The sequence below is a fragment of the Arhodomonas sp. AD133 genome, from assembly GCF_051195215.1.
Classification (GTDB): domain Bacteria; phylum Pseudomonadota; class Gammaproteobacteria; order Nitrococcales; family Nitrococcaceae; genus Arhodomonas.
In genome coordinates, this window is sequence record NZ_JBNAZM010000054.1 from 1 (window position 1) to 12,408 (window position 12,408).

The 12,408-nt window shown below is 67.8% G+C and carries 8 protein-coding genes and 1 pseudogene; 6 read left to right on the forward strand and 3 right to left on the reverse strand.

Annotated elements, in window-relative coordinates; translation table 11 throughout:
• Positions 1-66: 66 nt before the first annotated feature.
• Both nirB and ACPEES_RS19845 read right to left on the reverse strand, forming a co-directional pair.
• Complete coding sequence (gene nirB / locus ACPEES_RS19840) at positions 67-2,505, reverse strand: nitrite reductase large subunit NirB (RefSeq protein ID WP_435105505.1); 2,439 nt, start codon at positions 2,503-2,505, stop codon at positions 67-69.
• Positions 2,506-2,566: 61 nt separating this feature from the next.
• Positions 2,567-3,916 carry a NarK family nitrate/nitrite MFS transporter gene (locus ACPEES_RS19845; protein ID WP_435105507.1) on the reverse strand — a complete coding sequence of 450 codons (1,350 nt, stop codon included), beginning with the start codon at positions 3,914-3,916 and terminating at the stop codon, positions 2,567-2,569.
• A gap of 343 nt (positions 3,917-4,259) precedes the next feature.
• On the opposite strand from ACPEES_RS19845, the gene ACPEES_RS19850 reads away from it, so the two are divergent.
• From ACPEES_RS19850 to ACPEES_RS19860, 3 genes are all read left to right on the forward strand, one after another.
• Entirely contained in the window at positions 4,260-4,847 is a 588-nt protein-coding gene (locus ACPEES_RS19850) for an ANTAR domain-containing response regulator (protein ID WP_435105509.1), read from the forward strand.
• 15 nt (positions 4,848-4,862) lie between these two features.
• Positions 4,863-6,071, forward strand: coding sequence for a CmpA/NrtA family ABC transporter substrate-binding protein (locus tag ACPEES_RS19855; RefSeq protein WP_435105511.1), 1,209 nt, complete (start codon positions 4,863-4,865; stop codon positions 6,069-6,071).
• A 162-nt stretch (positions 6,072-6,233) separates the two neighbouring features.
• Positions 6,234-7,655 carry a carbohydrate-binding protein gene (locus tag ACPEES_RS19860; RefSeq protein ID WP_435105513.1) on the forward strand — a complete coding sequence of 474 codons (1,422 nt, stop codon included), beginning with the start codon at positions 6,234-6,236 and terminating at the stop codon, positions 7,653-7,655.
• Here the strand turns inward: ACPEES_RS19860 and ACPEES_RS19865 are convergent.
• Positions 7,559-8,305 carry a substrate binding domain-containing protein gene (locus tag ACPEES_RS19865; protein WP_435105549.1) on the reverse strand — a complete coding sequence of 249 codons (747 nt, stop codon included), beginning with the start codon at positions 8,303-8,305 and terminating at the stop codon, positions 7,559-7,561. The genes ACPEES_RS19860 and ACPEES_RS19865 overlap by 97 nt on opposite strands.
• 77 nt (positions 8,306-8,382) lie before the next feature.
• On the opposite strand from ACPEES_RS19865, the gene ACPEES_RS19870 reads away from it, so the two are divergent.
• The 3 genes and pseudogenes from ACPEES_RS19870 (at position 8,383) to brnA (ending at position 12,366) form a co-directional block, all read left to right on the forward strand.
• Complete coding sequence (locus ACPEES_RS19870) at positions 8,383-11,931, forward strand: SNF2-related protein (protein WP_435105515.1); 3,549 nt, start codon at positions 8,383-8,385, stop codon at positions 11,929-11,931.
• A 50-nt stretch (positions 11,932-11,981) separates the two neighbouring features.
• Positions 11,982-12,122, forward strand: a pseudogene (locus ACPEES_RS19875) (BrnT family toxin); the annotation flags it as partial.
• On the forward strand, positions 12,103-12,366 hold the full coding sequence (gene brnA, locus ACPEES_RS19880) for a type II toxin-antitoxin system BrnA family antitoxin (RefSeq protein WP_435105517.1): 264 nt from the start codon (positions 12,103-12,105) through the stop codon (positions 12,364-12,366). The pseudogene ACPEES_RS19875 and the gene brnA, both read left to right, overlap by 20 nt.
• Positions 12,367-12,408: the final 42 nt, after the last annotated feature.

Below are 12,408 nucleotides of genomic sequence, written 5' to 3' on the forward strand. Positions count from 1 at the left end.
TCATCTCGCTCTACCTCCCAAACGTGTGGTTTACCCGTAAAGGTAGAACCGGGGTGGGGGCAGCTCTCATAGTTTCTCCTTGAGTGACTGGAACTCGGGGTCGGGGGCTTCGGGCGCCGAACGCGGGGCCCACGGATCGGTCTGGGTGTGGCGCTGGGAGTCGAGAAACCGCTCGTAGGCCGCGCGTCGACCTTCGGCGTCGTCCACGACGCGGTTGCGCACGTAGTCGAGGCCGACACGGTCGATCCAGTGAGCGGTGCGCTCCAGGTAATGCGCCTCTTCGCGGTAGATCTGCATGAATGCCGCGGCGTGCTTGAGCACCTCGTCGTGCGTCGTCACGCGGCAGAGCACGTCCGCGGCGCGAAGCTTGGTGCCGCCGTTGCCGCCGACGACGAGCTCCCAGCCGCTGTCGTTGGCGATGACGCCGAAGTCCTTGATCGTGGACTCCGCGCAGTTGCGCGGGCAGCCGGAGACGGCCATTTTCACCTTGTGCGGTGTCCACGATCCGGTGGTCATGCGCTCCAGGTCGATGCCCATGGCGGTGGAGTCCTGGGTGCCGAAGCGGCACCACTCCTTGCCCACGCAGGTTTTGACGGTGCGCAGCGCCTTGCCGTAGGCGTGACCCGATTCTAGACCCGCCTGCTCGCGCAGCTCGCGCCACACCGCGGGGAGGTCGGCCTTCTTCACGCCGAGCAGGTCGATGCGCTGGCCGCCGGTGACCTTCACCGTGGGAATGTCGAACTTCTCGGCCACGTCGGCGATGGCGCGCAGCTCCTGGGGGTTGGTGACGCCGCCGTACATCCGCGGTACCACCGAGTAGGTGCCGTCCTTCTGGATGTTGGCGTGGGCGCGCTCGTTGATGAAACGCGACTGGGCATCGTCCTCGGCTTCCGCCGGATGGGTGCTGATGCAGTAGTAGTTGAGCGCCGGCCGGCACTTGGCGCAGCCGTCCGGCTCCTGCCAGCCGAGTGCTTCGCGCACTGCCGCGGGGGAGGTGAGGTGGCGCTCGCGGATCGCCTCGCGGACCTCGTCATGGGAGAGATCGGTGCACTCGCACACCGTGGGCTTCTCCGGCTCGGTGGCGGCGTCGCCGGCGGTGAGCTCGACGATCTCGCCCACCAGGGATTTGCATGAGCCGCAGGAGGTGCCAGCCTTGGTGGCCTTCATGACGGCGCCGGTGCTGGTGAGCCCGTCCTGTTCCACGGCGGCGACGATCGCGCCCTTGCAGACGCCGTTGCAGTCGCAGACCTGCTCGTCGTCGCCCATGAGCGCGGCACGGCTCGCGCCCGCGTCGGCATCGTTGACGGCGTAGGCGCGGCCGAAGATGAGGCGTTCGCGCATCTCGGCGATGTCCTCGCCGCGCTTCATCAGGTCGAAGTACCACGGACCATCGGCGGTGTCGCCATAGAGCACCGCGCCCTCCAGGCGGTTGTCCTTGACCACGAGCTTTTTGTAGACGCCGCGGCGCGGATCCTGGAAGACGATGTCCTCGGTGGTCTCGTCACCCTCGTAGTTGCCGGCAGAGAACAGATCGATGCCGGTGACCTTGAGCTGGGTCGAGACCACCGAGCCCTCGTAGCGGCCGATCTGATACTGCGCCAGGTGGTTGGCGCAGACCTTGGCCTGCTCCCAGATGGGGGCGACCAGACCGTAGGTGGCCTTGCGGTGCTCCACGCATTCGCCCACGGCGTAGACGCGGGGATCGTAGGTCTGCATGGTGTCGTGCACCACCACGCCGCGGTCGCAGTGGAGACCGGCGTCGCGGGCGAGGTCGATGTTGGGGCGGATTCCCGCGGCCATGACCACGAGGTCCGCCTTCACCTCGGAGCCGTCCTTGAAACGAACGCCCTTGACCCGGCGACGGCCCAGGATGCGCTCGGTCATCGCCTCCATGCGGAAGTCCAGACCGCGCTCGATGAGCGACTCCCGCAGCAGGTTGGAGGCGGGCTTGTCGAGCTGGCGCTCCATGAGGCTGTCCATGAGGTGCACGACCGTGACCGACATGCCGCGCTTCATCAGCCCGTTGGCGGCTTCGAGCCCCAGCAGGCCGCCGCCAATGACCACCGCGTGGCGGTGCTCCCGGGCGGCCTCGAGCATGGTCTCCACGTCGCCGATGTCGCGGAAGGCCACCACCCCGGGCAGGTCGTTGCCCGGCACGGGCAGGACGAACGGCTTGGAGCCGGTGGCGAGTAGCAGGCGGTCGTAGGGCGTCTCGCGGCCGCTCGCCGAGACCACGCGGCGCCGGCCGCGCTCGATGCGCTCCACCGGGTCGCCGGTGTGCAGCGTGATGCCGTTGTCCTCGTACCACTCACGGGTGTTGAGGATGATCTCGTCGACGGTTTTCTCGCCGGCGAGCACCGGTGAGAGCAGGATCCGGTTGTAGTTCACGTGGGGCTCGGCGCCGAAGACCGTGATGTCGTACTTGTCGCGGTCGAGCTTGAGTAGCTCCTCGACGGTCCGGATACCGGCCATGCCGTTTCCGATGACGACCAGTTGTTCCTTCATGACAGTGATCTCCCGATCGTAGGGGCGGCGATGCCGCCGCCCCGCTATGGGTGATGTCCGCTCAGGCGGTGGCCGGTGTCGCCGATTCCTCGCCAGCGGAGGCCGCGCGGAAGGCGCGGTCCTCTTCGGCCAGTACCTCGGGGGAGAAGCGCACGGCGAAGGCGAAGAACGAGCAGGCGACGACGGCAATGCCGAGATAGAGCAGGCCCTGCTCGTAGGAAAGGTTCTCGGCCTTGAACAGGAAGCCCGCGGCTACCGCGCCGGCGTTGCCGCCGGCACCGACGATGCCTGCCACGGCGCCCAGAGCCTTCTTGTTCATGAACGGCACCAGACCGTAAGTGGCGCCCTCGGACATCTGGGTGAAGAGGCTGAAGACGATGAGCGTGGCGATCGCCAGAGCGAGCACCGTCATCTGCGAGAAGACGATGAGCGCCACGCCTTCGCACAGCAGCGCGATGAACAGCCACCGCACGCGACCCTTCAAGCCGCCGAGACGCGCGAAGCGGTCGGAGAACACACCGCCGAGGGTGCGGGCGAACAGGTTCATCAAGCCGAACAGCCCGGCGATCAGCCCGGCGGTGGCGAGGTCCAGCGAGAAGCTGTCGAAGAAGTACAGCGCGGCGATGTTGTTGATGGTGAGCTCCACGCCGAAACAGGCGGCGTAGACCACGAACAGCGCCCACACGCGCGGGTCGCTGGCGGCGACCTTGAAGCTGCCGCGGGCGCTGTGCTCGTTTTTGGCCTCGGGAATCAGACCCCTGGCGCGCAGCTCGTCGTAGTTCCCGTCCGGCGCGTCCTGGGTCAGGAAGTAGTAGGCGATGCCCACGGCGAACAGCACCAGGCCGGGCACCACCATGGCCAGCCGCCAGCCAGCCGCCTCGCTGACGCCGAACATGAGGACGCCGGCGAACACCAGGGGCATGACGATCTGCGTGGTGCCGCCGCCGAGGTTGCCCCAGCCCGCGGTGGTGGCGTTGGCGGTGCCCACGCAGTTGGGCGCGAACATCACCGACGTGTGGTACTGGGTAATGACGAACGACGCACCGATGGCGCCGATGGCAAGGCGCGCGAGCAGAAAGGTCTCGTAGCTGTCGGCGAATCCGATGCCCATCACCGGCACGGCGCCCAGGCACAGCAGCCAGGTGTAGGTGCGGCGCGGGCCGAATTTGTCGCATAGCGGGCCGATGATCAGCCGCACGAGCACGGTAATGGCCACCGAGGCGATGATGGTGGAGCCGATCTGCGATTTCGACAGATCCAGGTCTTCCCGCACCACCGCCATCAGCGGGGCGATGCCGAACCACCCGAAGAAGCACAGGTGGAATGCGAGCCAGCTCAGGTGAAACGCGCGCATCTGCGGCGTCTTGAAATCGAACAGGCGGATGCGCGTGGCCTTGTTGCGCAGTTCCATGGGCCGTTCCCTCTTGTGGTCGATGCACGAACCGAGACGGGCCGCGCCATTGCGGTCCGGTCGTTTCGACGCACTCGTACCCACTTGGGCCTGGTCCACGTCACCCAGCCTGGTAGCAATTGCCGGGCCAACTGCTGCAGGCCGCTTGGTGCCGGGCTCGAGGGGTTGCTTGGCGTTGTCTTGCGACGGCGGTGTCGTCCGATTCTGGTGCAATATTGCACCGCGACAATGCACGCCTGCGCATAGCGAGCCCCACAAGACCGCCGCGCCTGGGCCATGTGTGGCGGCACGGATGATGCAGTGCTGCAGGGCAACGTTTCGCCCGGTGAATGGAGGAAGCACGGTGACCGTGCGTGTCCTGTTGGTGGATGCCAGTCCGGATCGGGGATCGCGCCTCCATGAGGCGCTGGTTGCCGCCGGCTACGAGGTGTTGGGGCGCCTGAGCGAGGGCGAGGATCTGCACGCCGAGGTCGCCGCGCTGGAGCCGGACGCAGTGATCGTGGACGCCGAGCTCCCCAGTCGCGACACCCTGGAGCAGCTCGCTCAGGCCAACCGACGCTACCCGCGCCCGACCGTAGTCATGAGCGAGCGGGCCGATACCGAGCTCACCCGTGATGCCGCGCGTGCCGGGGTGAGCGTCTACGCCGTCGAAGGGCTGGAGCCCGAGCTGGTGCGCTCGCTGGTGGAGGTGGCGATGGCCCAGTTCCAGGCCTACCAGCGCGTGCTCGGCGAGCTCGCGCGCGCCCACACCTCGCTGACCGAGCGCAAAGTCATCGACCAGGCGAAGTGCCTGCTCATGGAACGTCGCGGCATCGGTGAGGCCGCGGCTTACGAGATTCTGCGCAAGGCGGCGATGGATCGCCGGCGCTCGCTCTACACCGTGGCCCGGGAGCTCATCGACGCGGCCGCACCACGCAATCACAGCGCCTGAACGAGGGAGGTGTCCATGGTCACCGGTTGGCCTTTCGTGCGTTCCACTGACCGCCTGGAGCGAGGCTCGCTCACACTCGGCTATGTGCCGTTGACCGACTGCGCGCCACTGGCGGTGGCGGCGGCACATGGCTACTTCCGTGACGAAGGGCTGTCGGTGCGCCTGCAGCCGCTTCGTTCCTGGGCGGCGGTGCGCGACCATCTGCACACGGGGTTGATCGACGGTGCCCAGCTTCTCGCCCCCATGGTGCTCGCGGCCAATCTCGGACTCGAAGGCGGCGGGGCACGCCTTGCCACGGCGCTGACTCTCAGCCTCAACGGCAACGGCATCACGCTCTCCCGCGAGCTCGCCGACCGGCTGAGCCGGTATGCGGCCGTCGATCCCCGTTCGCCCCAGGCCGTGGCGCGCGCGCTAGCCGAGTACCTGCGCGTCGAGCAGCCGCGACGGCGCCCCCGCCTGGCGAGTGTGTATCCGTTCTCCAGCCACCATTACCTATTGCGCTACTGGCTGGCGGCGGGCGGCGTCGACCCGGATCGGGACGTGGAACTGCGCGTGGTGCCCCCGCCGCTGGTGGGGGAGCATCTCGCGGATGGCCGCATCGACGGTTTCTGTGTCGGTGAACCCTGGAACAGCGCGGCCGTTTCCCGGGGAACCGGTGTGCTGGTGGCCTCCGGGTATCGAATCTGGAACAACGGTCAGGAGAAGGTGCTCGGCGTGCGCCGGGAGTGGGCCGAGGCACACCCGCAAACCCACCTCGCGCTGGTGCGCGCTCTGCTGCGGGCATGTCGCTGGCTCGATCGCCAACGCCACCGCGCGGACGCGGCACGCCTGCTCGCCGACGAGGGCTACGTCGCCCTGCCGGTGACCGATCTCGAGCGTGCTCTGTGCTGCGGCGCCGATGTCGATGAAGAGGACTTCATCGTTTTCCATCGCTACGCGGCGAACTTTCCGTGGCGCTCCCACACGCTGTGGTTCGCGCGCCAGATGCACCGCTGGGGACATTTGCCGGAGACCGCGGACGTGGCAGCGGCGGCGAGCGCGAGCGTGCTGCCGAAGGTCTATCGGGATGCCGCCGGGGGACTCGGGTTGCCGTGCCCGGATACCGACGTGAAGAGCGAAGGGCGGCATGCGCAACCGTGGATGCTGTCCGCGGGGGATACGGTTCTTCCCATGGGGCCGGACAGGTTCATGGATGGTGCGGTGTTCGAGCCGAGTGGTATTTAATAGATTTCTTTAAGTTGCGTGGAATGGGGTTTACAGGGTTCATTTTGGTTTTATTGTCTCCTATGCTGTGCAATGTCCGGCACAGGCCGGACCAGTCCGGGTCCGGATGCCCGCAGGGCGTCGCCGGGCCCTGTCACTGGCAAGGAGGCAGGAGAGACCAATATGTTTCCAACCCGAGGATTGCGCCGGTTCCTCGCCGGCGCCGTGGCGGCTGCGTTCCTGGCGAGCGCTGCCGCAGCTCAGTCAGCCACGCATTTCATTCCCTACCACTATTCCTGGGCCCAGGGCAACGCTCAGTACTTCGCCCACGATCTCGGCGACCTGCCGCCGGGCGTGGAGAACGTCCTCGTATCCTTCGCACTGGCGGAGCGTGGCGAGATCGTGCTGCAGGCGAACGACCCGGCGGCGTTGCGTGCCGAGATCGCGGCCGCTCAGGCCGACGGCGTATCGGTGGGCGTGTCCACCGGCGGAGCCACGGCAGGCTACCTCACGGATATGTCGGGAACGCCCGATGAGATCGCCGCGAAGTTCGTTGCCTTTATCGAGGACTGGGGTTTCGAGTTCATCGATGTGGATTTCGAAGGCAGCTACGTCGAGAACCCCGCCCAGGTAGATCGCATGGTGGCGATCATGAGAGCCGTCCGTGAGCGGCTGCCGGGGCATCCGATCACGCTCACCGTGCCGAGCTATGGCGGTGATCAGGGGCTTTCCGAGAGCGTGGTGGGCATGGCCGAGCGGCTTTACGATGCCGGCGCCCTGGATGCGGTGACCGCGATGTCGTTCGACTACTATGGCCTCAATCGCGATGTTCGCCAGGCCGCCCGGGTATCCGTGGGTAAGCTCGCCAAGCGGCTGACCGGCGAGTGCACGCGCACGGTGGCGAGTGAATGCGCCCGGGACTTCGACCAATTTCCCGAGGCGCGTGGGCTCTACGGCATCATCACCATGATCGGCGAGGCCGACGACGGCGACGTGACCACTGTCGCCGAGCAACGCGAGCTCACCCGTTTCGCCAAGAACAACGGCCTGTATTCGATCGGTTTCTGGGCACTCAATCGCGACCAGGGCGCGGGCTGCAGCGGCGGCCTCGCGGTGTGCACCAACACCGACAGCGCCGCGGGAGCCTACACCGCTGCCACGGCTGAAGCGCTGGGACTCATCGATGACGGTGACGATGGTGGCGGCGATCCCGGCACCCCGGGGGATTGTCCGGCCACCTGGGACGCTGACACGGTCTACACCGAGGGGGATGAGGTGCTCTGGCAGGGAAGTCGTTACCGGGCGCGCTGGTGGACGCAGGGCGACGAACCCGGAACGACCGGCGAATGGGGCGTCTGGGAGAGCGTCGCAGCCGATGGTTGCGCGGATGCCGGCAACGGCGCAGGCGACGGTTCCGGCAGCGATGGCGGCGGCGGTGGTTGCACCGCGACCTGGGATCCGAGTACCGCTTACAGCGGTGGCGATGTCGTGCGGTGGCAGGGCGTCGCTTACCGCGCCCAGTGGTGGAGTCGTGGCACGGAGCCGGGTACCGACGCGGACAACGGGGCCTGGCAGGTCACCGATCCACACACCTGCGGCAGCTGATCCGTCCCCCGGCGGGCGGTTTCACCGCTCGCCGGGCGGCTCGGTGAATGCCCCGTCCGGGGCAGGCAGCCGAGGGCCGAAGAAATCGAGAAATGCCCGAACCTTCGCTGGCAGGTGCCGTCGCTGCGGATAGACGGCATAGATGCCAATTTCGGGCAGATGCCATTGCGGCAGTCTTCCACCAGCGCACCACTGGCCAGCGATTCGCCGACGATGGACACCGCGGTCTGCACGAGGCCCAGCCCCCGCTCGGCGGCGACCGTCAGCGGCAGGCCGTAGTTGGCTTTGAAACGCCCCTGAACCGGCACGTCGATGCGGATGCGCCCCTGGTGGAACGTCCACGTCACGGGGCCGCGGAAATTGGTGTAGTGGAGGCACTCGTGTTGGGTGAGATCGCGCGGGTGCCCGGGTACGCCATGGCGGTCGAGGTAGTCGGGGGAGGCGACGACCAGGCGCCGGTCCCGGGCTGTGCGGCGAGCCACGAGCCGTGAGTCCTCGAGCTGGCCGATGCGAATGGCGAGGTCGAACCCCTCCGCCATCACATCCACGTAGCGATCGTCGAACTGTGCATCCAGCCTGAGCTGCGGGTGGCTATCGAGGAAATCCGCGAGGTGCGGCGTGACGTGCAGACGCCCGTAGTTCACGGGCAGCGATACACGCGCACTGACCTAACCGGTGATTACGATAGAATCGCGTTGTTTCTTCGCCGGTACTAGGAAGCTTGCTCATGGCGCGAACACGCTTCGGCCACACTTGGTGGGGTGCGCAGTGGCTGCATGCGCTGCACGCGGTGGACTGGGACAACCGCCTGCCGCGCGGTCGCCGCTATGCCAACAACGGCTCCGTGCAATCCCTGCGCATGGACGACGGTCGGGTGGCGGCCAAGGTCAAGGGCAGCCGGCGCACGCCGTATGCGGTCACCCTGGAGATGCCGGCGCTGCCCGCCGAGGCAAGCGATCGGCTCGTCGACGCCATCGCCGCCGATCCCGCCCTGATCGGCCGGCTGCTCAACCGCGAGCTGGATCCGGCAATCCTGGATCACGCCGAAGCTCAGGGCATTCATATCTTTCCGCGGGACTGGCAGGACGTGGACATGCACTGCTCCTGCCCGGACTGGGCTATCCCGTGCAAGCACATCGCTGCGGTTATCTATCTGCTCTCCCGCGAAATCGACGCCGACCCGTTCCAGGTCTTCCGCCTGCGGGGGGTGGAGCTCATCGAGGCCATGGAACGGCGCGGACTGGGTATCGCCGAACAGGCGCGTGCCGAGTTGCCGGCACTGGTGGATATACTGCCGGGGGAAGAGGCGGCCGATAACGAAGTCCCTGCCGAGCCGCCCGGGCGCATCGACTTCACGGCCCTGCCGGCGTTGCTGGAACCACTGCTCCGCGCCCTGCCGCCGGATCCCGGTTTCAGCGCCGCGGCCATCGCGCAAAAGGCCTGGCGCACGCAGCTGCGTCGGGTAGCGCGCCGGGCCACGCGCGCCCTGGATGCCCTGGGCGGCGATGCCTCGGAGCCCACGGACAGCGCCCACCACCTCGGCGCCGAGGCGGACCCGGCCGTGACTGTCGACCGGGAAGGCGGTATTCGGGTGGAGGATCCCGACGGCGAGAGTGACCTGCACACCCTGCTGGAGCTGCTCGAGCGCCTCGGCAGCGATGCCCTGCTGGACCATTCGCCGCGCCTGGCCGGCTGGCAGCAGGTGCGCAACACGGCCCTGCACCTGCTGGCCGCGGGCGCCGCCGTGCCGCGTCTGTTCGCTCTGCCGCGCGGGGGGGCGGGCTGCCTGTGGATGCCGGCGCTGCTCGATGCCGAGGTGCGGGCCGTTCTCGGCGCCCTTGCCGCGGCCCTGCCTGCTGACCTGGTGCGTCTGCGAAACGGGCGCCGCCGCGTGTCACTGCCACCGCTGGCCCAGGCCAGCCTGGCCTGCGGCCTGATGATGGATCATTGCATCCGGGAATGGGCGGAGCTCCCGGCCGGTCAGCGCGGCGACAAGGTTATCGGTCTGCTCTTCATCGACGGCTGCGAATACTTCAACGCTCCGGGCGAACACGGCCTGGCCGAGCGCATGCACCTGTGGCTGTCGCGTCTGCAGCTGGTCGAGCGCGCCTACAGCCCCGTGCTCAGCGTGAGCGAGCACGCCGCCGATGACGCCTTCGCCCTGGCCGTCGCGGTGGAGCCGCGTGGCGGCGCGGCGGCGCAGCCAGTGCCGCTGGCCGAGGTGCTGGCCGACGAGCACTGGCAGGAGGCCCGCGCGCAGGTGCTGCAGACGACCGCCCTGCTCGCCGAGTTCTATCCCGCGCTGCATGACTACGTGAGTGCCGGGGCGGCGGAGCCGTTGACCATCCCCGCGGCGCAGATGCCGGAGCTGTTGTTCAACGTCTTTCCGGCCATGCAGCTGCTGGGGATTCGCGTGCTTCTGCCCAAGGCACTGGAGCGCACCCTTCGGCCCCGGGCCTCGGTCGCCGTGGAGGGCGAACAGGCGGCGCCCAGCGGGTACCTGTCGGCGGACGACCTGTTCCGGTTCAACTGGCGCGTGGCGGTGGGCGAGCATTCGCTTACCCGCGAGGAGTTCGAGGCCCTGGTCGCCGACGCCCAGGGCGTGGTGCGTTTCCGTGGCGAGTACGTCTTCCTCGACCCCGGGGAGGTCGAGCGCCTGCGCCGGCAGCTCGATAACCCGCCCCGGCTTTCCGGCGCCGAGGTCACCCGCATCGCGCTGGCCGAAGAGTACGCCGGCGCGCCGGTGACGTTGGACGAACACGCCCGGGAGCACATCCGCCGCCTGACCGAAACCGAGGAGGTCGCCGTGCCCGCCGGCCTGGCGGCCGAGCTGCGCCCCTACCAGCGGCGCGGCTTTGCCTGGCTGTATCGCAACGCTCGTGCCGGGCTCGGCAGCATCCTGGCCGATGACATGGGCCTGGGCAAGACGCTGCAGACCATCGCCGCCATACAGCGGCTGAAGGAGGACGGCGCGCTGGAGCAGGCCAGGGCCCTGGTGATCGTACCCACCAGCCTGCTTACCAACTGGCAGCGGGAGGTGGAGCGCTTCGCGCCCGCGCTGTCCGTGGTCGTCTATCACGGGCCCGGGCGCAGCCTGGAGGCCGATGCCGGCGTGGATATCGTGCTGACCACCTACGGCACGGCCCGCCGCGATGCCGCCCGGCTGAAGCGCCACGACTGGCGGCTGCTGGTGGTGGACGAGGCGCAGAACGTCAAGAACCCGAGTGCCGCGCAGACACGCGCCATCAAGTCCATCCCCGCCCGGGCCGGCGTGGCCCTCAGCGGCACCCCGGTGGAGAACCGCCTGGTGGAGTACTGGAGCGTGATGGACCTGGTCAACCGCGGTTATCTCGGTTCGCGCAAGGGCTTCGAGAGCGACTACGGCAAACCCATCCAGATCCATGGCGACGAGCACGTGGCCGAGCGCTTCCGGCGTATCACGGCGCCGTTTCTCATGCGCCGGCTGAAATCGGACAAGCGCATCATCAGCGATCTGCCCGAGAAGATCGTCCAGGACCAGTTCTGCGAGATGACCCCCGAGCAGTCCGCCCTGTACGAATCCGTGGTGCGCGAGGCCATGCAGGTCATCGAGGGCGAGTCCGACACCTTCCAGCGCCAGGGCCTGGTGCTGCAGATGATCATGGCACTCAAGCAGGTTTGCAATCACCCGGGTCACTACACGAAACAGGCCCAGCCGGACGTGGCGGGTTCCGGCAAGGGGCTGCGCTTCCTGGAGCTGCTGGAGGCGGCCTATCGCCAGCAGGAGAAAGTGCTGGTGTTCACCCAGTTCCGCGAGATGGGCGAGATCCTGCGCCGCTGGGCCGGCGAGTGCTTCGGCCAGGCGCCGGCCTTCCTGCACGGCGGGCTCGGCCGCCGCCAGCGCGATGCCATGGTGCGCGCCTTCCAGGACAACCCCGCCAGCCGCGTGCTCATCCTCTCGCTCAAGGCCGGCGGCACGGGGCTCAATCTCACCGCCGCTTCGCAGGTCATCCACTACGATTTGTGGTGGAACCCGGCGGTGGAGGACCAGGCAACCGACCGCGCCTACCGCATCGGCCAGACCCGGGGCGTGCAGGTCCACCGGCTGATCACGCGGCACACCTTCGAGGAACGCATCAACGAGATGATCACCGCTAAGCGCGGCCTCGCCGATATGACCGTCACCGCCGGCGAGCAGTGGATCGGTCAGCTAAGCGATGCGGAGCTGCGTGAGCTGTTCACCATGCACGAGCCCGGGGCCACGGAACCAGCCGCCGTCGGCGGCCGGCGCGCGTAGAAGCACAGCGACGCGGAGCGAACCGCCGTTTCCGCCGCTGCTGTCCGATCCCCGGATATCTGCTGATCGGCTGTATGAACGGGAAACATTGGTCCGCGGTGGTGACCTGCAGGGGGGAGGCCATACGCATCATTTCTGTTCGGCGTGCCCGGACAGAGGAGGTGGCGCTTTATGAAAGCGAAGGATTTTGATCGCAAGTTTGACGACGGCGAAGACGTTACCGGAGTTCTGTACCTGAGCAAGGCGCGACGATCCGGTCACGATCAGCGGCGGGTGAATGTGGATTTCCCGACCTGGATGATCGCGTCCCTGGATCGGGAGGCCAGCCACCTGGGTGTCACGCGTCAGTCGATCATCAAGATCTGGCTGGCTGAACGGCTGGAGCAAACACACTCCGGCCGGGGCGGGCATACGGGCCGCAATGCCCAGGGCTGACGCGCGTCGGACGCCTCTTTGCACGTTGCGTGAGGCGGGCGG